The organism is Pseudomonas protegens, assembly GCF_003363755.1.
In the GTDB taxonomy this organism is placed as follows: Bacteria; Pseudomonadota; Gammaproteobacteria; order Pseudomonadales; family Pseudomonadaceae; genus Aquipseudomonas; species Aquipseudomonas danubii.
This window is the reverse complement of record NZ_CP031396.1, coordinates 506,522-525,888: the sequence shown is the minus strand read 5'-3', so window position 1 is coordinate 525,888 and position 19,367 is coordinate 506,522. Positions and strand designations below refer to the sequence as shown.

General features: G+C 64.1%; 17 protein-coding genes, 1 tRNA gene and 1 pseudogene. 12 read left to right on the top strand and 7 right to left on the bottom strand.

Features of this window, described 5'->3' with window-relative positions:
• Positions 1-101: 101 nt before the first annotated feature.
• A complete protein-coding gene (locus DWF74_RS02150; protein WP_102863342.1) occupies positions 102-554 on the bottom strand; it encodes a hypothetical protein in 453 nt (150 codons plus the stop codon).
• A gap of 141 nt (positions 555-695) precedes the next feature.
• Between DWF74_RS02150 and DWF74_RS02145 the strand changes: the two genes are divergently transcribed.
• A complete protein-coding gene (locus tag DWF74_RS02145; RefSeq protein ID WP_240322010.1) occupies positions 696-1,169 on the top strand; it encodes a hypothetical protein in 474 nt (157 codons plus the stop codon).
• A gap of 42 nt (positions 1,170-1,211) precedes the next feature.
• Positions 1,212-1,511 (top strand): hypothetical protein, encoded by a 300-nt coding sequence (locus DWF74_RS02140; RefSeq protein ID WP_115580192.1) that lies wholly within the window; start codon positions 1,212-1,214, stop codon positions 1,509-1,511.
• A gap of 13 nt (positions 1,512-1,524) precedes the next feature.
• On the opposite strand, the gene DWF74_RS02135 is transcribed toward DWF74_RS02140, so the two are convergent.
• A complete protein-coding gene (locus tag DWF74_RS02135; RefSeq protein WP_115580191.1) occupies positions 1,525-2,730 on the bottom strand; it encodes an MFS transporter in 1,206 nt (401 codons plus the stop codon).
• Positions 2,731-2,854: 124 nt separating this feature from the next.
• Between DWF74_RS02135 and DWF74_RS02130 the strand changes: the two genes are divergently transcribed.
• Positions 2,855-3,763: a LysR family transcriptional regulator gene (locus tag DWF74_RS02130; RefSeq protein WP_115580190.1), complete on the top strand. Its 909-nt coding sequence runs from the start codon at positions 2,855-2,857 to the stop codon at positions 3,761-3,763.
• Positions 3,764-3,776: 13 nt separating this feature from the next.
• Here DWF74_RS02130 and DWF74_RS02125 read toward each other — a convergent pair.
• Together DWF74_RS02125 and DWF74_RS02120 are read right to left on the bottom strand one after the other, a co-directional pair.
• Positions 3,777-3,851, bottom strand: a tRNA-Gln gene (locus DWF74_RS02125).
• A 170-nt stretch (positions 3,852-4,021) separates the two neighbouring features.
• Complete coding sequence (locus tag DWF74_RS02120) at positions 4,022-4,726, bottom strand: hypothetical protein (protein WP_115580189.1); 705 nt, start codon at positions 4,724-4,726, stop codon at positions 4,022-4,024.
• 177 nt (positions 4,727-4,903) lie between these two features.
• On the opposite strand from DWF74_RS02120, the gene DWF74_RS02115 reads away from it, so the two are divergent.
• The 6 genes from DWF74_RS02115 (at position 4,904) to DWF74_RS02090 (ending at position 12,852) form a co-directional block, all read left to right on the top strand.
• Complete coding sequence (locus DWF74_RS02115; RefSeq protein ID WP_115580188.1) at positions 4,904-6,499, top strand: FAD-binding oxidoreductase; 1,596 nt, start codon at positions 4,904-4,906, stop codon at positions 6,497-6,499.
• 4 nt (positions 6,500-6,503) lie between these two features.
• A complete protein-coding gene (locus DWF74_RS02110; protein ID WP_102863347.1) occupies positions 6,504-8,099 on the top strand; it encodes a glycerol-3-phosphate dehydrogenase/oxidase in 1,596 nt (531 codons plus the stop codon).
• Positions 8,100-8,119: 20 nt separating this feature from the next.
• Positions 8,120-9,694 carry an FGGY-family carbohydrate kinase gene (locus tag DWF74_RS02105; RefSeq protein WP_102863348.1) on the top strand — a complete coding sequence of 525 codons (1,575 nt, stop codon included), beginning with the start codon at positions 8,120-8,122 and terminating at the stop codon, positions 9,692-9,694.
• A gap of 128 nt (positions 9,695-9,822) precedes the next feature.
• A complete protein-coding gene (locus DWF74_RS02100) occupies positions 9,823-10,326 on the top strand; it encodes a hypothetical protein (RefSeq protein ID WP_102863349.1) in 504 nt (167 codons plus the stop codon).
• Positions 10,323-10,571, top strand: a complete 249-nt coding sequence (locus DWF74_RS02095) for a DUF4287 domain-containing protein (RefSeq protein WP_115580187.1) — start codon at positions 10,323-10,325, stop codon at positions 10,569-10,571. Before DWF74_RS02100 ends, DWF74_RS02095 begins: the two co-directional genes overlap by 4 nt.
• 154 nt (positions 10,572-10,725) lie before the next feature.
• A complete protein-coding gene (locus tag DWF74_RS02090) occupies positions 10,726-12,852 on the top strand; it encodes a TonB-dependent receptor family protein (RefSeq protein WP_115580186.1) in 2,127 nt (708 codons plus the stop codon).
• Between the two features lies 1 nt (position 12,853).
• On the opposite strand, the gene DWF74_RS02085 is transcribed toward DWF74_RS02090, so the two are convergent.
• Positions 12,854-13,351, bottom strand: coding sequence for a hypothetical protein (locus DWF74_RS02085; protein WP_115580185.1), 498 nt, complete (start codon positions 13,349-13,351; stop codon positions 12,854-12,856).
• A 218-nt stretch (positions 13,352-13,569) separates the two neighbouring features.
• Between DWF74_RS02085 and DWF74_RS30895 the strand changes: the two are divergent.
• Positions 13,570-14,298 (top strand): annotated as a pseudogene (locus DWF74_RS30895) (PAS domain-containing protein); the annotation flags it as partial.
• Entirely contained in the window at positions 14,278-14,883 is a 606-nt protein-coding gene (locus DWF74_RS30890; RefSeq protein WP_394304659.1) for a methyl-accepting chemotaxis protein, read from the top strand. The pseudogene DWF74_RS30895 and the gene DWF74_RS30890, both read left to right, overlap by 21 nt.
• Positions 14,884-14,987: 104 nt before the next feature.
• Here the strand turns inward: DWF74_RS30890 and DWF74_RS02075 are convergent, their stop codons facing one another.
• On the bottom strand, positions 14,988-16,700 hold the full coding sequence (locus DWF74_RS02075) for an amidase (RefSeq protein WP_115580184.1): 1,713 nt from the start codon (positions 16,698-16,700) through the stop codon (positions 14,988-14,990).
• A gap of 147 nt (positions 16,701-16,847) precedes the next feature.
• Positions 16,848-17,438 carry a hypothetical protein gene (locus tag DWF74_RS02070; protein WP_240322009.1) on the bottom strand — a complete coding sequence of 197 codons (591 nt, stop codon included), beginning with the start codon at positions 17,436-17,438 and terminating at the stop codon, positions 16,848-16,850.
• Positions 17,439-17,770: 332 nt separating this feature from the next.
• On the opposite strand from DWF74_RS02070, the gene DWF74_RS02065 reads away from it, so the two are divergent.
• The gene (locus DWF74_RS02065; protein WP_102863355.1) at positions 17,771-19,345 is read left to right on the top strand and encodes a sensor domain-containing diguanylate cyclase; all 1,575 of its coding nucleotides are present in this window, start codon (positions 17,771-17,773) and stop codon (positions 19,343-19,345) included.
• Positions 19,346-19,367: the final 22 nt, after the last annotated feature.

The following is a 19,367-nucleotide window of genomic DNA, read 5'->3' as shown; positions in this document are numbered from 1 at the left end:
CTCTCGTGGTAGCAAGGCGTGGGATGAAGGTGCTGCCCAGGGGGCGTATGGCCCTGGGCAGCGACGGCCCCGCCGTGGCGGGGCCGTTTTGCAGCGGGTGGTCAAACCGTGGCGATCATGCACCCTATGGCGCCGGATTCCTGGTAGATGACCCGGGTGTTGTGGGCATTGGCGAAGTCCCGCAAGCCACGTTTGGCAACGTCGCTGTACCCCAAGGCCACAGCCCAGCGTGCCGCGACGGGGCTGGTGTACTTGGTGAGTTTTTCGATGTCCTTCTGAGTTTCGGCCAGCAGCTTGTTGCCGGCGTTGGTGGCACTTTCCACCTTCAGCTCAATGGCGTAGTTCTCACCGTTTTGCTGGGCCAGCACGTCCAGGCGCAGGCCTGAATTCGGATTGGGATAGGGCACTTCGCGGGCGGCGGCCACATGGGCCGAACGCAGCAGCATCAGAAACTCCACTTGAAACCACACTTCCCAGGCGGCGCCGGTGCTGATGGCGGCTTCGATGCGGGCGTGGTCGCTGAGGATGAGTTGGCTGAGGTCGGTGTTTTTCATCGGGTATTCCTCTTTGTTGGGGGTGCAAAGAGGAACGTGCGGAAGGGGGCGGGTGTGAATCTGCTGGCCAGATCATGGGTGGGGTGGGCTATTCTTCGCGGCCCGCAATGAACAGGGCCGGTCATTACCCCATGGCGCCAAATGAAGGTTCCACCTGCGATTCCGGCAGTCATCAACGAAGCACACGGGTTGGATATGGACATCGAACGTCTCCTGAAAAAACGTCAGCTCAATGTTCAGGAACAAAACACTCTCAGAGCCTACGAACTGGAATGCACCGCAAGGAGCTGGCGGGACGAGGGGGTGCCCCAGGCCTTGTTGGATTACGCCGAGTCACAGGGAGTCGACTGGTCGTCAACCATCGTCCTCAAGTTGGATATCGACTTTCCCGGAATGCCCAGTCTGTTTGGCTTGTTGTTGACCCAGGACGAGCGCTTCATCGATTTTGAAATCGAAACCGACCCCACTCACCGGCAGGTTGAAGCGGTGGAGTGCTGGAATGACATCACCGCCACTCTGAATCATTCGACGTGTAACCGAGGTACAGGCAAGGGCTTTGCGGCCATCGCGCTGCAAGTCCGGTGCGAGTTGCTGGGACAGGTCGATCACGGGTGATTGGCGAGTGGAGGGTTTTCTGCCCCATGAGGACTGGCTTTTATGCCTGAGCGAGTACGCCGCCTGCGAGCGGATTTCATTGACGTCCTGGATGAAGTGTCACCCTTGCTGGCCCGTGCCTATGAGCAACTCGGCCCCGTACCGGAGGATCACGCATTGGCCCAGGCGGGCTTGGAGCATGGGCGGGAAATCGTGCTGGATTATCTGGAACACAACGAGGCCGGGGTCGCCTTCGAGCATTTGCTGTACATGATCAATGAGCCACCTCTGGTGATTTCAGCGCACTGTCGGGCAGCCCTGGTGCGGATAGCCGAACGTCTGGGGATGCCCCTGAAGGCATGAGCAGGATCAAGCCTCAATCCGCTTCCCTGGCTACAGGCTGGCTCAGGTTGGCCGCGCCCAGGCAGTAGAACAGCCCCCCGGCGACAATGAACGCTCCCAGCATGTAGAAGATCCAGTGCGCCGGCTGGCTGGCCAGGACCATGCCGCAGAGTATCGGGCCCAGGGCGCCGCCGAGGCTGGAGAGGTTCTGGGCGCCGTAGTACAGGCCCCGCAACGCCTCAGGGGCGATCAGGTCGATGAACATGTACTCGGCGGGAAACACGATGATTTCCCCCAGGGTGAACACCACCATCGACAGCACCCACAGCGGCAGGCTGGTGGACAGGCCAAACCCGCTGATCCCCAGCAGGAACAGCCCCAGCCCGGTTGCCAGCCAGCGGTTCAGGTGGCGCGGGGAAATCCTGCGGCCAATGCTGTACTGCAAGGCAATCACCAGCAGGGCGTTGGTCGCCACCAGGGTGCTGATGATGCGGTAGGTGGCCTCCGGGGACGTGGTGACCACCAGGTACTGCGAGAGGTAGGCCGAGAACTGGCCAAAGACCACGGCGCTGAGCAGGCCGCCGAGGGTGAAGCACACCAGGCGGTAGTCCCGCAGCAGCTGTTTGCCCAGGGTCGGGAAGGAGAGTGGCGTGGATGTGGCGCCAGCGGCATCCAGCTGTCTGTCGCCCCAGAGGTGGTGGATGGCCAGGAACCCGGCGCCCAGGGCGGCGGATATCAGGAACGGCAGGCTGATACTCAGGTGCGCCAGCCCGGCGCCGAGAAACGGGCCCACGGCGTAGCCGATGTTGGTCAGGGTGTACTTGATCGAGAAGGCTTCGCTGCGTTGCTCCACCGGCAGGCGCTGGGCAAAGCCGGCCTTGATCGCGATGTCGATCACCGCGTAGGCCAGGTTGATCAGCACCAGGCACAGGTAGAACAGCCACAGCTGGCGGGCGGTGAAGGTGCCGACAAAACCTAGGGTGAACAGCGCGCAGCAGCCGAGGATCAGGCGGTGGCTGGGGGTCCTGTCCACCAGGAATCCGCCATACAGGCTCAGCAGCGAACCGAGGATCAGGCTGCTGCCGATCACCAGGCCGATGTCGCTGACCGGCAGGCCGAAAGCACTGTTCAGGTAGATCACCAGATAGGGCAGGGTGATGGCCCGGGCCAGGGTCAGCACCAGGGTGCCGGTGAGCAGCAGGTTGATCGCCTTTGGGTAGCCTTTCAGGGTGCGCAGCATCCGTGCCTCATCGTCTGTAGCAGGGTCTTGGGAGAATGCCAGCCAGCTTACTGGGGAATCTGATTCTGTTTTATGATGATTTTTACCCAATGAATGGAATCAGATTCATGAATGCGAGGCACCGATGTTTTCTTCCGAGCGCTTGAAGGGGATCGATGTATTTGTCTGCGTCGCCGACTGCGGCAGCTTCAAGGCCGCCGCCGAGCGCCTCAACCTCACCGCTTCCGCCGTCAGCAAGGCGATTGCCCGGCTGGAAGGGCGGTTGCAGGCGCGGCTGTTCCAGCGCACCACTCGAAGCCTGGCGCTGACCGACGCGGGGACGGCTTTCTACCGCACCTGCAGCGGTGTGCTGGCCGATCTGGAAGAGGCCGAGCTGGCGCTGAACGCGGAACACACCGAGCTGCGCGGGCGGGTGCGCATCGATCTGCCCGGGACCTTTGGCCGCTCCCAGGTACTGGCTGCCGTGTTGCGGTTTGCCCGGGAACACCCTGGTTTGCAGCCGCACATCACCTTTTCCGATTCCGCCATCGCCCCCCTCGAAGCCGGCGTGGACATTGCCGTGCGCCTCGGCGGTTCGGAGCTGTGGCCGGCGGCACTGGGGCATCGCTGCCTGGGCCGCGAGTGGCACCTGTTCTGCGCCTCCCCCGATTACTTGCGGCGCCATGGCACGCCGCTGACCGACCAGGACCTGGAACGGCACCAGTGCATTGCCTATGGCTGGGTGGACGGCCGGGTCAGCCCCTGGAACTTTGCGACCGGACGTCCGGGCGAGAGCGAGCGCCGGGTCATGTCCGCCAGTTGCGTGGTGGGGGATGGCGAGGGGCTGCTGATGACCGTGCTGGACGGTTACGGCATAGCGCAATTGCCTTCGTGGCTGGTCAAGCAGCAGCTAGCGCAGGGCACCCTGGTCGAAGTGCTGCCGCAGTGGGCCAGCGAAGGGCAGGCGATTCATCTGCTGTGGCTGAAAAGCCGGCAGGGGTTGCCCAAGGTCAGTGCATTGCTGGAGGTGCTGGAACGGAGTCTGGGGGGATGAACATGAAGAGAAATGGCAGGGGCGGCTGGATTCGAACCAACGCATGGCAGGATCAAAACCTGCTGCCTTACCGCTTGGCGACGCCCCTGTAGCTGTTGCGACGTTACTTGCTTTGAATGCCGGTCCGGGGAGGGCCGCTGCAAGAACGGGCGCAAATTTATCAACTTATAGACGGGCTGTGAAGCCCCCCAATGCAAAAAAATGAGTTTGAAAACAGCTGCTTAGTCTTTTTCTGAGCGCTTTTATCCGCCCTGGGGTTCAGGGGGCCAGGTAGCCGGGCTGTGAATCCTTCAGGGGCCGGGCCATGGCCAGTGCGCGGCGGATGGCCCGCAACTCCGCGCCTTGCAGGAGGCGCCGGCCAAAATCATAGTCGTCGCCCCCCGGGCCCAGGTGCACCGAAAGCAGCCCGAACAGTTGTCCGCCCAGGTCCTCGATGAACATTTCCATATAGGTTTCGTCGCGGCGGTAGGCGCTCAGGTAGATCAGCCCCTGGATCTCGGCGCGACCACAGTTGTCGATGGCCTCCCAGGTCAGGCAACTGCCCTGTCCATTCTCGATCAGCGGCATGTGCCAGGCGTCCTGTGCCAGCGGCTGGGCGCGCAGGGCCGTCGGCAGTGGCTGGCAGGACAGGACCAGGAAGCGGTACCTCGGCCGGCCATGGTGGATGGCATTGCGTGGTGTCGGCGGCTCGGGCGCCGGGCCGGTGATCCGCACTCGCAGCAGCTGGCTCAGGGCAATTTCCGAAGGCTGCTCGTTCCAGCCATTGAGGTCGGCAACCGGCGGGCACCAGATCAGTTGCAGGGTTTCGCCGATCAGGATGCCGTCCCGGTGCTGGAAGAAGGCCGAGTGTTCCTCGCCCACCACGGGCAGCAAGTCGTGCAGGTGCAAGGTCGGCGCACCGTAGTCGATGCCCAGGTCGGTGGACCAGAACAGCGGGGCGCAGGTTTTCAGGGGTGCCGGCATGGACGCGAGCCTGTGATGGGGAGGGTGAGGATTCTTCGGTAATTGGCGCCGGATGTCACCTGTGCCTGACTCAATCGGCTACATCCTCTGGCGCGATGCGACCGTGACAGCGTTCAGCCGCGCACTAGTATAGGGTGCCTGAAGCAAGACCTATAAGAACAGCACAAGGACACACGTATGCGACGCTGGAACGGCTGGGGGGATGTATCCACGGTGGTCGAATTGCCGGCCCAGGGCGCGGGATTTCTCGCCGAGCGCCTGGGCCCGGGGCGCCGCTTGCCGGAGGCGACTCTGGAACAGGCGCTGGCCAAGGTGCCGGCCTCACGCCTTGCTGCCCACCCGCTGTATTGCATCGATCCCCAGGAACGCCTGCTGCATGCCCGCGGCCAGAGCCTGCCGGACTGGCTGGCCCTGCGCGAGGGCGAGCTGGGGGTCTATCCGGATGCCGTGGCCTTTCCGGAAACCGCCGAGCAGATCCGCCAGTTGCTGGCCCTGGCCGAGGACCGCGACCTGTGCCTGATTCCCTACGGCGGCGGCACCTCGGTGGCCGGGCATATCAATCCGGGCTGGTCCGAGCGGCCGGTGCTGACGGTGTCCCTGGCGCGCATGAGCCGCCTGCTGGAGCTGGACGAAGACAGCCTGCTGGCCACTTTCGGCCCCGGTGCCAGTGGCCCGCAGGTGGAGAGCCAACTGCGCGCTCGCGGCTACACCCTGGGGCACTTCCCCCAGTCCTGGGAGCTGTCGACCCTGGGCGGCTGGGTGGCCAGCCGCTCCAGTGGCCAGCAGTCGCTGCGCTATGGGCGCATCGAGCAGCTGTTCGCCGGGGGCACCCTGGAAACCTTTGCCGGGCCGATGGCCATCGCCACCTTTCCGGCGTCTGCGGCCGGGCCGGATCTGCGGGAAGTGGTACTGGGCAGCGAAGGGCGCTTCGGGATCATTTCCGAGGTCAAGGTCAGGGTCAGCCGCTTGCCGGACGACGAGCGCTTCTACGGTGTGTTCCTGCCGGACTGGACCCAGGCGCTGCAAGCGGTGCGCGCCCTGGCGCAGGCCCGGGTGCCGCTGTCGATGCTGCGCCTGTCCAATGCCCTGGAGACCGAAACCCAATTGGCCCTGGCCGGCCATCCGACGCAGATCGCCTGGCTGGAAAAATACCTGGCCCTGCGCGGTGCGGGGCCGGGCAAGTGCCTGCTGACTTTCGGCGTGACCGGCAATCGCCAGCAGAACGCCTTGTCCCTGCGTCACGCCCGGCGCCAGCTCAAGGGGTTTGGCGGGGTCTTTACCGGCACGTTGCTGGGCAAGAAGTGGGCGCAGAACCGCTTTCGCTTTCCTTACCTGCGCGAAAGCCTGTGGAATGCCGGCTACCTGGTGGACACCCTGGAAACGGCCACCGACTGGAGCAACGTTGATCGCCTGCTGCAACGCATCGAGGGCAGCCTGCGTGATGGCCTGGCCGCCGAGGGCGAGCAGGTGCATGTGTTCACCCACCTGTCCCACGTCTATGGCGAAGGGTCGAGCATCTACACCACTTACGTATTCCGCCCCGACGCCCAGTACCCGGCGACCCTGGCGCGCTGGCAGGCCCTCAAGCACGCCGCCAGCCAGACCATCGTCAATCACCACGGCACCATCAGTCATCAGCACGGAGTGGGCAAGGACCATGCGCCGTACCTGCTGCGGGAGAAGGGCGCGTTGGCCGTCGACACCCTGCAGGCCTTGAGCCGCCACTTCGATCCCGCCGGGCGCCTCAACCCCGGCACCCTGCTGGAGCAGTAACGCCATGAGCCAGGACTGGAACGGCCAGTGGCGCCAACAGGCGCTGCCCGGGCTGGGGGCGCAACCCTGGGACCTGATCGTGATCGGCGGTGGCATCAGCGGCGCCGGCATCCTGCGGGAAGCGGCGCGGCGCGGCTGGCGTTGCCTGTTGCTGGAGCAGCGGGACTTTGCCTGGGGCACCTCCAGCCGTTCCTCGAAGATGGTCCATGGCGGCTTGCGCTACATCGCCAAGGGCCAGTGGCGCCTGACCCGGGACTCGGTACGCGAGCGCCAGCGCCTGCTGCAGGAAGCCCCCGGGCTGGTGGAACCCATGAGTTTCCTGATGCCCCATTACCGCGGCAGGTTCCCCGGGCCCAAGGTGTTCGGTGGCCTGTTGACCCTGTATGACGCCCTGGCCGGGCGCCGTAACCACTGCTTTCACGATGCCGCGCACCTGCGCTTCCTGGTTCCGGGGGTGAAGGAGCCGGGCCTGCTGGGGGGCACCTGTTTCCTGGATGCCCTGACCGACGATGCGCGCCTGGTGATGCGGGTGCTGGCCGAAGCCCGGGCCGATGGCGCCGTGGCCATCAATGGCCTGCGGGTGACCCGCCTGCTGCGGGAGAACGGGCGGGTGTGCGGGGTGGCGATCGAGGACAGTGAAACGGGCGCTGTGCATACCCTTGGCTGCGCGGCCCTGGCGGTGGCCACCGGGGCCTGGGCCGAGCGCCTGCGTCCGGCCCAGGCTCCGCGCCAGCTGCGCCCGTTGCGCGGCAGTCATTTGCTGCTGCCGGGTTGGCGCCTGCCGGTGGCCCAGGCCTTGAGCTTCATGCATGCCGAGGATCGGCGGCCGGTGTTCGTCTTCCCCTGGGAAGGCGCCACCGTGGTGGGCACTACCGATCTTGATCACCGCGACGATCTGGACCAGAGCGCCAGCATCAGTCAGGAAGAACTGCGCTATCTGCTGGCCGCCTGTGCCCAGCAGTTTCCCCAGGCTCAGGTAAGCGCCGCCGATGTGCTCTCGACCTGGGCCGGGGTGCGCCCGGTGGTGGCCGGCGCGGGGGGGGAGCAACAGGGCAAGCCGTCCAACGAAACCCGCGAGCATGTGCTGTGGCAGGAGCCGGGCTGCGTGACCCTGGCCGGCGGCAAGCTCACCACCTTCCGGCCCCAGGCCATCGAGGTGCTGCAAGCCTGTGGCGCCATGCTCGGGCGCAACGTGGAGGACGACGGCGAACCGGTGTTCGCCCCCCAGGCGCCGGTGGACATTCCCGGGCTCAGCGCGGCTCAGTTGCGGCGCCTGGCCGGGCGCCATGGCCGCGACTTGCCCCGCGTAGCGCAGCGGGTGGCCGAGCTGGGCGGCGATTGCGTCGGCGCCAGCGACACCCTGTGGGCCGAGCTGGCCTTTGCCGCCGAGGCGGAAATGGTCCTGCACCTGGACGACCTGCTGCTGCGCCGCACCCGCATCGGCCTGCTGCTGGCCGAGGGCGCCGCCCAGTACCTGCCGGCCATCCGCCGCCTGTGCCAGCCCCGTCTGGGCTGGGACGATGCGCGCTGGCTGGCCGAAGAACAGCGCTACCGCGACCTGTGGCAGCGCCATCACAGCCTGCCCCCCGTCACCGATTGAGCCCCAACCAAGAGAGCCCCATGGACACGCACAACAACAATAAGCAGGACTACCTGCTGGCGATCGACAACGGCACCCAAAGCGTGCGCGCGCTGCTGTTCGACCTGTCGGGCAACCTGCTGGGCAAGGGCAAGGTGGAGCTGGAGGCCTATTTTTCAAGCCAGCCCGGCTGGGCCGAACAGCACCCGGACTATTACTGGGCCAAGCTCGGCGAAGCCTGCCAATTGCTCTGGCAGCAGACCGGCATCGACCGCTCGCAGATCCGCGGCGTGTCCCTGACCACCCAGCGCGGCACCCTGATCAATGTCGACGCCCAGGGCAAGGCCCTGCGTCCGGCCATTCTCTGGCTCGACCAGCGCCAGGCCGAGGTCGAGGGTCGGATCAAGGGGCCTTGGGGCTGGCTGTTCAAACTGATCGGCGCCGAGGCCACGGTGGACTATTTTCGGGCCCAGGCCGAAGCCAACTGGGTGGCCCAGCAGCAACCCGAGGTGTGGGCAGCCACTGACAAGTTCCTGCTGCTCTCGGGCTTTCTCACCCATCGCCTGACCGGCAACTTCGTCGACTCCGTTGGCTGTTGCGTGGCGTACCTGCCGTTCGACTACAAGCGCCTGTGCTGGGCCGCCCCCAGCGACTGGAAATGGCAGGCCCTGGCGGTGCGTCAGGAGCAGTTGCCGACCCTGCTCAAACCCGGCGAAACCCTGGGCCGGATCAGCGCCGAAGCCAGTCGCCACACCGGTATTCCCGAGGGCTTGGCGCTGATTGCCGCCGGTGCCGACAAGGCTTGCGAAGTCCTGGGCTCGGGCGTCCAGGATTCCACCACGGCCTGCCTGTCCTACGGCACCACGGCGACCATCACCACCACCCGTTCCCGCTATCTGGAAGTGGTGCCGCTGATCCCGCCGTACCCGGCGGCGGTGCCGAACCACTACAACTGCGAGGTGATGATTTTCCGCGGTTACTGGATGGTCAGCTGGTTCAAGCAACAGTTCGGCCTGCGGGAAGTGCAGCAGGCAGCCGAGCAGGGGCTGGAGGCGGAACAGCTGTTTGATGCCCTGGTCCAGGCGGTGCCGCCCGGGTCCATGGGGCTGACCCTGCAACCCTACTGGTCGCCGGGCATCCGCGAGCCGGGCATGGAAGCCAAGGGCGCGATGATCGGCTTTGGCGACGTGCACACCCGGGCCCATATCTACCGGGCGATCCTCGAAGGTTTGGCCTATGCCCTGCGCCAGGGCATGGAACGCATGGAGAAACGCTCCAAGCTGAAGATCACGCGCCTGCGGGTGGCCGGCGGTGGCTCCCAGAGCGATGCGGCGATGCAACTGACGGCGGATATCTTCGGCCTGCCGGTAGAGCGCCCCCACGTCTATGAGGCCTCGGGGCTGGGGGCGGTGATCGCCTGTGCGGTGGGCCTGGGCCTGTACCCGGATTTTCCAACGGCCATCAGCGCCATGACCCGGGTCGGCGCGGTGTTCGAGCCACAGCCGCAAGCGCAGCAGATGTATCAGCGGCTGTACAGCGAGGTCTACCTGCGCATGTACCGCCAGCTCAAGCCGCTGTACCAGAGCATCCGCGAGATCACCGGGTATCCGGCCTGAGGACACGGCAGGCGCAGGTCGCCGGGGCAAGGATTCCCTGGCGAAAAAAAAGGTCCTGCCGGGCAAGGCTCATCTATCGTCATCAAGGTAGACGGACCTCTCCGAAAACCTGAACCGACGAGCTGAACATGAACCGCCAGGAAGCACTGAACATCCTATGGAAGCGACTGTTCATCATCTTTGTGCTGCTGTTGGCGGCGTCCCTGGGAGCGGTCGCCCTGGCCGACGGCTACACCATCCCCTCGGTGGTGTTCATCGTCGGCAATATTGGTGGTTATGTGGGGTTTCACCGGCAACTGTCACACCTTTGCGAGGAGGAGATCATCAGCCTGTGCAGTTCCTGGTTCAATGTGCTGCTGCCGTCGTTCATTGGCGGCATCCTGGCGGGCCTGCTGTACATCCTGTTCATCTCCGGCGTGGTGCAAGGGGAACTGTTTCCCGAGATCGTCAGGGACAAGAGTTGCAACTACCCCGAGAACAGCTTCTATGTGATTTTCTGCCAGCACGCTGACGGCTACGCCGCCTATGGCAAGTTGCTGTTCTGGTCCTTCGTTGCCGGTTTCAACCAGAACTACGTGGTCGATCTGATCGAAAACATCAAGGGCAGTAAAAAAGCACAGGGTGAAGCATGAGCAAAGACGGTAGGACCCAAGACAACAAGAGCCAAGCCAGCCAGGTCAAAGGCCCGGCGTCGTACTTTCCTTCCATTGAAAAAAACTACGGTCAGCCCATCAGCCACTGGCTGGAGCTTCTTGGCGCCCTCAGCGGCAAGAAGCACATGGAACTGGTGGCCTGGCTCAAGTCCGAACACGGCATGGGCCATGGTCATGCCAATGCCTTGGTGGCGCACTTTCTGGCGGGGGCCAAGACCCCTTAGCGCTGCGTGCTGGACGCTGTGGCTTCGCCAGTGAAGGCGTGACTGCCGACATCCGCTTTCCTGGCGAAAAAAAGCCCAATTCCCCTGTGTTCTCTTGGTTCTTTCCTGCGTCGCAACTTGCATTGCCCCCTTTCTGCCTGTCGGAGTTTTCTCGATGTCTTCGCCAAAATCCTTGCCCACGGCCCTGTTGGGCCTGGCCCTTGCCTGCCCGGCAATCGCCGAGACCCGGAGCGTGGAGCTGGCCCCGGTGCAGGTCCTGGGGCAGGAGCAGGGCGCTGAGGGACAGCAGGTGGCAGAGGCCGAGGCGGGGCTGGCCCAGGTGCCGGGCGCCAGCAATGTGGTGGACATGCGCCGGCCGCTGCAGGGGCGGGTGGCCAGCAACCAGGATGTGCTGGCCTATCAGCCCGGGGTCTATGCCCAGTCCGCCGGGAACGAAGGGGTGAAGATCTCGATCCGTGGTTCGGGCATCAACCGCGCGCCGGGGGCCCATGCCTCGGGGCTGTACACCATGCTCGACGGCTTGCCCCTGACCGGTCCCGGCGGCACCCCCTATGAGTTGCTCGAGCCCCTGTGGGTCGATCACGTAGAGGTGCTGCGCGGCGCCAATGGTTTCGACCGTGGCGCCCTGGCCCTGGGGGGCGCCATCGACTACATCAGCCACACCGGCTACGACGCACCGCTGTTGCAGGTGCGCTACGCCACTGGCAGCCACGGTTATCAGCAGCGTCAGCTCAGCTCCGGGCAAGTGCTGGGGAATTTCGACTACTACGTGTCGCTGACCGACGCCAACGCCGACGGTTACCAGGACCACACCCGCAGCCAGAGCAAGGGGGTGATTGGCAACTTCGGCTACCGCTTCAACCCGAACCTGGAAACCCGTTTCTACCTGCGCTACCGCGAGACCGACAACGATCTGGCCGGGCGGGTCAGCAAAGGTTCCATCGAGCACGACCCACGGGCGGCCAACCCGGCCTATGTCAGCCGCGACGACCGGCGCAAGCAGCCGGGCAGTACCTTTGTCGGCAACAAGACCACCTATTACATCGACGACGATTCGAGCATCCAGACCGGTCTGGTCTACCACGATTACCCCATGGACCTGCGCGAAGGCCCCAACCGCCTGAAGGTGGCCTACAGCGACGTCAGCGGCACCTTCGACTACAAGCGCCGCGACACTCTCTGGGGCCGGGAAAGCCGCAGCACCCTGGGCCTGCGGGTCACCCAGCACCTGCCCAATGATGGCGCCAGCGAGTTTGTGCGGATTCCCACAGGCAATACCGCCAGCTATGCGCCAGGCACGCGAATCCGCAACTTCACTTACCAGGGCTCGGACACCGTCCTGCACGTTGGCAATGACCTGGAAGTTGCCGATGACCTGTGGCTGACCACGGGCCTGGCGGCCATCTACACCCGGCGCGAAAGTGCGGTGACCTACCCCGAGGGCGGCGGCAAGACCAGCCTCGGCGATTGGGACTACGCGCCGCGCCTGGGCCTGCGCTACCAGCTGACACCGAATGTGCAGCTGTTTGGCAACCTCAGCCGCTCGGTGGAAGCACCGCACCCTTGGTCGTTGATCTACAGCTCGAACCTGCGCTTCCCGGCTGGCAGCGGCGTCGCCACGGGCGCCCAGCGCGATCCGATCAAGCTGCGCAACCAGACCGCCACCACCCTGGAGCTGGGCGGCCGCGGCGATAGCAGCCTGGGCGAGTGGAGCCTGGCCTGGTACTACGCCCAGGTGCGCCACGAACTGCTCTCGGTTTGGCCGGACGCCAACGCCACCATGCCCTACGAGCTCAACGCCAGCCCCACGGTGCACCAAGGCGTGGAGGCCAGCCTGCAGAGTGAGCTGTGGTCGCAGCCAGGCGTCGGCCGCCTGAGCCTGCGCCAGGCCTACACCTTCAGCGACTTCCACTATCGCGATGACGCGCGTTTTGGCGACAACCGCCTACCGGGCCTGCCGATGCACTATTACCAGGGCGAGTTGCGCTACGACTGGCCCCTGGGTTTCTTCGCCGCCGTCAACACCCAACTGGTGTCCAAGGTGGCGGTGGATTACGCCAACAGTTACTACGCCGACCCTTACGCGCTGTTCGGCGCCACCCTGGGCTACAACGCACCAAAGAACGACTGGCAGACCTGGGTCGATGTGCGCAACCTGACCGACAAGCGCTACGCCGCCACCGTTACTCCGGGCTACGACGACAAGGGGCTGGACGCGGCGCGCTCGACCCCGGGAGAAGGCTTGGGGGTGTACCTGGGCGTGTCCTGGAGCTTGCGCTGACTCAGTTACGAAAATACAGCTCGTCCAGCTGCCGCCGGCGGATCACCAGGTACTCCTCCCAGACCTTGGGAAAGTCCTCGTCCCGGGTGAAGGGAAAGGTCAGGTAGACGGTGCGACCGATGACACTGATGTACTCCCGCACTCGCTTGTACGCCGGTTGCTCCAGCAGCGAGATGTATTCGTCATAGGCGTAGTGGTAGTGGGAAATGGTCACCCGGTGGGGCGCGATCATGCAGCGGGAGAAGTCGATCACCCAACCGTGACTCATGCCGTTGCCCAGGTACCCGTAGACCCCGTCCTCGGACAGGCTGATGAAGTTCCGTGCCTGCTCGCCATCCTCATCGTTGACCAGCACGATCTGGCTTTCGAAATAGCGGATGGCCTGTTGGTCGGGGCCGCGCAGGTGCAGGTTCCAGCTGATGGCGCCCATGCGGAATTCACCTTGTTCGGCAAATTCGGCAATCCAGCCGTTGGCGAGGGTAATGCGGTGTGTGGTCATGGTGAGTGGTCCGGCTCGGGCGGTGCATGGGGGAAGGGCGCTAGTGGCGTGGCGCGGGGATTGTAACCACCAGGCTGGGTGCATGGCTTTATATCAGGGGAGAAAATGGAGCGCTGCAAACAATGCTTCTATAGTGTTTTTGCAGCACAAAAAAAGCTGAAAACAAACCCCCAACGGTTGCCGATAGCAAAGAGTCTCTCCTTTAGCAGGATGCGCCCATGTTCAATACTCGTTTGAAAATGCAGTTGCAGTCCCTTCAGTCGGAGCTTTCAGTGGCTCGACAGTTGCTCAAGGGGATTGAGACTTGCCTTGTGCGTGCGGTCCTTGACGCCAACTACAACGTTATAGATGCCAATGAAGGCTTTCTGAACATGTTGGGGTGTGGCGCCAACCAAGTACTGAACAAACCGATCGACAATTTCATTCCGCAGTATGTACGGCAGATGGATTGCTATCGTCGTTTGCTCGACAGCGTGAACAACCACGACGCGGTTATCGATACTTACCGTTTTCAGCGTCCCGATGGTGGACTGTCGTGGTTTCGCGGCCTCTGGCAGCCGATTGTCAATCAACAGGGGCAATTGGAAAGTATTCATGCCTTTGGTTCGAACATCACCGAGACCGTTGACACTTCGGCGGAGAATTCGGCGTTCATTCAAGCGCTGCTGCGCTCCACTGCGGTGATCGAGTTCGATCTTCAAGGCCATATCCTGCAAGCAAACGAGCAGTTTCTGCGCTCAATGGGCTATGAACTTGGGCAAATCAAAGGCAAGCACCACAGCATGTTCTGTGACCCAGCCGATGCCGCGTCCAGTCATTACAAGGAGTTCTGGGCGACCCTCAATCGCGGTGAATTCGTGGCTGACCGTTTCAAGCGCGTCGATGCCCATGGTCGAGTCGTTTGGCTGGAAGCGACCTACAACCCGGTGCACAACGCACAGGGCGTCCTTTACAAGGTGGTCAAGTTCGCCACGGTCATTACCGAGCAAGTGGCTCGCGAGCAGCAGGTGAACGAGGCGGCGACCATCGCGTTCGAGATCTCCCAACAAACCGACATCAGCGCCCGCCGAGGTGCCGACGTGGTGCAGAACACCGTGCAAACGATGCGCATGATCTCGGATGAAATGCAGGCGGCATCCGCCGGGATTGAAGCGTTGGGCAAGCAATCACTGCTGATCAGCTCGATTGTCCAGACCATTGGCGGCATCGCCCAACAGACCAACTTGCTCGCGCTCAACGCCGCAATCGAGGCGGCGCGGGCCGGTGAGCAGGGCCGGGGGTTTGCCGTGGTCGCCGATGAAGTGAGGCAGTTGGCGGGGCGCACCAGTGCCGCTACCGAAGAAATCGTCAGCGTTGTACAGCAGAACCAGAGTCTGGCGGATGCAGCCGTAAGCGGCATGGCCAACAGTCGCGGGCAGGCTGAAGAAGGCCTGGCACTTGCCAACGAGGCCGGCTCGGTGATTCTCGAAATCCAGGAGGGCGCGCGCCAGGTTGTGGGGGCCGTGGGGCGTTTCGCCAATCAGTTGAAATAGCCTGCGCAACATACCGTCGCGCGCCCCTGGCGGTGCATCGCTGTGGTGCGCTGTCAGGCGGGTAAAGGCCCGGGGCGCCTTATGGGCGCCTCGGGCCTTTGCGCTTAGCGAGCGAGTGACAAGGCCGGCGTGCGTGGTGGAATCAGGCGCTTGCTGCCGGTGGATTCGAAGGCCGACGCCAGGCGCAGCAGGCTCGAATCGTCATAGGCGCGGCCAGCGAAGGTCAGGCCGACCGGCATGCCGATGTCTGCCATCACGCCCATCGGCACGGTCACCGTGGGCACGCCCAGGTGGCGGATCGCAAGGTTGCCGTTGGCCACCCACACACCGTTGCTCCAGGCAATGTCCGCCGACTCGGGGTTGATATCGGCATCGGCCGGGCCAACGTCGGCCACGGTGGGGAACAGCACCGCGTCCAGCCCCAGGCGATCCATCCACTCTTCCAGATCGATGCGCCGGGTCTGCTCCAGGCCGCGCAGGCCGTCGGCCAGGGAGGCGATCTGGTCCCAGGTCTTGAGCCCGCGCTTGGCCATGGTCACGTACTGGTCCATGCCGGCGGCCAGGTCGTCTTCGCGGTTGGGCAGGGTGCCGGGGTCGTGAGGGAAGATCTGCGGCCCGTCGACATCCGCCAGGCGGTTGAGCTTGGGGTCGTCGTTGGCCCGCAGGAAGTCGTCGAAGGCCCAGCCCGACAGTTCCCACAATTCGTCATGGAGGAACTCCTTGCTGACCAGGCCGCGGTTGTACACGGTCGGTGCGCCGGGGCGGTCGCCTTCGCAGTTGGACACCAGGGGGAAGTCCACTTCCAGCACTTCGGCGCCGGCGGCTTCCAGGGCTTGACGCGCCTGTTGCCAAAGGTCGATCACCGAGGGCCGGGTGTGAATGCGCTGGCCGGTGGGGCCGCCGATGCCGGGTTTGTCGCTGGTGCCGGCTTCCGGGTCGGCATTGATGTACATGCGCGGCACACCAAAGCGTTTGCCCTTGAGCGCCGTGGCGTCGGCCGCCAGTTGCGGGTAGGACGCCGGGCGCACCGAGCTCACGCTGGGGATCGGCACCCAGGGCTGCAGGCGCCACAGGTCGCCGCGGGTGTCCGGGTCTTCGGCCACCACCACGTCCAGCACTTGCAGCAGGTCGGCCATGGTCCGGGCGAAGGGCACCACCACGTCCATGGTCGGGGTCAGCGGCCAGTTGCCGCGCACCGAAATCACTCCACGCGATGGTGTGTAGGCGCACAGGCCATTGTTGGAGGCCGGGCCACGACCGCTGGACCAGGTTTCCTCGGCCAGGCCGAAGGCGGCGAAGCTGGCGGCGGTGGCCGTGCCGGCGCCATTGGAGGAGCCCGAGGCGAAGGGCGCGGTCAGGTAAGCGGCGTTGTAGGGGCTTTCCGCACGGCCATACACCCCGCGCTGCATGCCGCCATTGGCCATGGGCGGCATATTGGTCTTGCCCAGGCAGATGGCCCCGGCGCCCCGCAGGCGCTCGATGGTGAAGGCATCGCGGTAGGCCACCAGCTCGGCAAAGGCCGGGCTGCCCGAGGCGGCGGTCAGGCCCTTGACCAGGTAGCTGTCCTTGGCGGTGTAGGGAATGCCGTCCAGCGGGCCCAGGGTCTGGCCCTTGGCGCGACGCTCATCGGACGCTGCGGCCTCCTTCAGGGCCTCAGGGTTGCGCACCACCACGGCGTTCAGCGCGGTGGCGGTCTGCGGGCCATCGTAGGCATCGATCCGCGCCAGATAGGCCTGGACCAGTTCCACGGCGGTGGTCCGGCCTGATTCCAGGGCGGCGCGCAGGTCGGCAATGGACACTTCGGTGACTTCGATCATGGGGCTACCGCCGTTGGCTGGTGGGTGAGGAGGTCAAGAGGGCGCAACGGAGCGCGGGTGTTCGGGTAATGGCTGTGCATGGTGATTCTCGTGGTACGGCTGGGCACGACAAGGGGTGCAAGGGAAAACTGTGGGCCTTTTTAGCATCTAGTGCGGGGCAGAGGAACCGTTGAACTCGCCCAGGTAGTCCAGTGTCGGCGTGCTTTGCGGCGGGCGCTGATTGGGCCCGGAGGCAACCGATCGCTGGTCGCCATCAATCGACTCGCTGCCGACGATGATGAAGTGGCTGTAATGCGCCTTGATCCGCGAGCGCAGCCGCTGTTGCTCGGCATCACTGCGGATCAGCGATTCCAGGTATTGCGGGCAGTCGTCTTTGCCGATCAGCTCGACGAAATCGGCGTCCATGTAGTAGCCCAATTCCTGCCTGAGGCGCCAGCTGGGATTGCGCGCTTCCCAGGCGCTGAATTCGGCGTCGCTGGCATCCGCCGCAGGTTCGGGCTCCCACTGTTCGAAGGCGAACCGTTCAGCCTCGGCCTGGCTGGGGAAGGGGGCGGCGAACAGGTGAAAGGCGAAGTAGGCATCGGCGGCTTCGAGCAGGGCCCGGTTGGCGGACTCGGCCTGTTCCTGGGGCTGGACCGGATCGGGCGTTGCATCCGCTTCATGGGGCGCCTGGAGTGTGTCAGTGGCCGACGGTGCCGGCTTTTCGAGAGGGTCGAACAAGGTGCTGAAGACGCTCATGGGCGGTCCTTGCGATCAGTGAGGCGGGCGGCTTGGGGGCAACTCTGGCCTGAGGCGGCGCATTGTGACGGGTTGGGGCGGGTGTGAAAACCATGGGCCGTGCGCCACTGGACGCCTGGTCATTTTATCGATTGCCAATCGGAGCAACCCGGGTAGACTGCGCGGCTCTAATAACTGACGCCTTTATAGCCAAACAGTGCAGGCGTTTCGACGATGTTCGACGGATGATTATCCATGTGTCTAGGGCGCACGGACGTGAATGATCCATAGCCGGCAGGCAGTTGGCGCAACATCGAAATCCACTGTCTGCTTGCTCATCCGGACTTTTTTACATGCCTACCCGGCCCAAGCCCAAGCTTAATCTTCGTGTGCTGATTCTGGTCTTCGTACTGTTTGCAGCATTGGCCACCCTGGCCAACAGCTTCTGGGTCATGTTCAAGATCCAGAAGCAGGAGCTCATTGAAAACGCCCTGCAAGTCAACCAGGCCTATGCCGCTCGGATCGCCTCCGGTGTGGAGCAGGTGCTCAGTTCCGATCAGGATCGCTTGAAGTATGCCGCCGCTGTTCTGGGTGGAGACTTTGACGATTCGCAACGACTGGCCGGCGAAGCCCAGCGCTTGCTGGGGCAGGACAACAGCTTCAACTCGGTACTGATCACCAACGCGACCGGCACCATCATCGCCTCAATGCCCGAGCACCTGCATCTCAATGGCCAGTCCCTGCAAGACCAGACACCGCTCAGGCTGCGTCAACCGATCATCAGCAAGGCCTTCAAGTCCATTGCCGGCAATCTGCTGGTTTTTGTATCCCAGCCGGTGTTTGACGGCAAAGGGCGGTACCTGGGGCTGGTCGGCGGCAGCATCCGACTTGAACAGAAGAACGCCCTTCAAGATTTGATGGACCGGCAGGTCCGTGAGGATGGCGCCCATGTCTATCTGGTGGACAGTAATCGGCGGGTTCTCTATCACCCCTATCCCGAGCAAATCGGCCAGATCGTTGCCGATGACCCGATCGTCGATGCGGCCTTGAGCCAGGGCGGGGGGGCATTGCAGGCGCTGGATGCCCAGGGCGTGGAAATGCTCGCGGGTTTCACCCATGTGCCCAGCAGCGGTTGGGGGGTGATCGCCCAGCAGCCCCTCGGCAACATCCAGGCCACGCTGCAGGTAACCATGTCCAAAGTCGCCAAGGGCATACTGCCGCTGGCGCTGTTTGGCCTGGTGCTGATCTGGTGGTTGGGGACGAGGATTTCGGCGCCGCTGTCGCGGCTGGCCGAGAGTGCCAGGCGCCTGGACAGCCCTGAGAGCTACGAGCGCATCAGCGCGATCCCGGCGCAGTATTCTGAAAGTTGGCAGATTCGTCGGGCGCTGCTGCTGGGCACCAGCCTGCTCCAGGAAAAGATCGGCCGGCTCAACCAGCAGGCGCAAAGTGATGCGCTGACCGGGCTGGCCAACCGGCGGGCGATGCAGGACACCCTGGCGCATTGGCAGCAGGCCAATCAGCCGTTCGCCATCGTTTCCATGGACATCGATCACTTCAAACGGGTGAACGACACCTTCGGCCATGGCGTGGGGGATGAAACCCTGAGAGCGATTGCCGACCTGATGAAGCAAAACTCGCGCACTGACGACCTGCCGTGCCGGGTGGGCGGCGAGGAGTTTGTCCTGCTCTTGCCGAACAGTTCGCTACGGGCTGCAACCGATGTCGCAGAGCGCCTGCGAGCCTCGATCGCCGCGGCGCAGATCGATACCGTCGGGCACATTACGGTTTCGTTGGGCGTCAGCGTGTGGCAGCCGGGAAGTGGTTCGATCACCGCCGCGTTGGAAAAGGCCGACCAGTTGTTGTATCAGGCCAAGCAGAAGGGACGTAATTGCGTGGTAACCGAACAGCGCTCGCTGGCCGTCAGTTGAACACGGCGGCTGCCGTCGACTT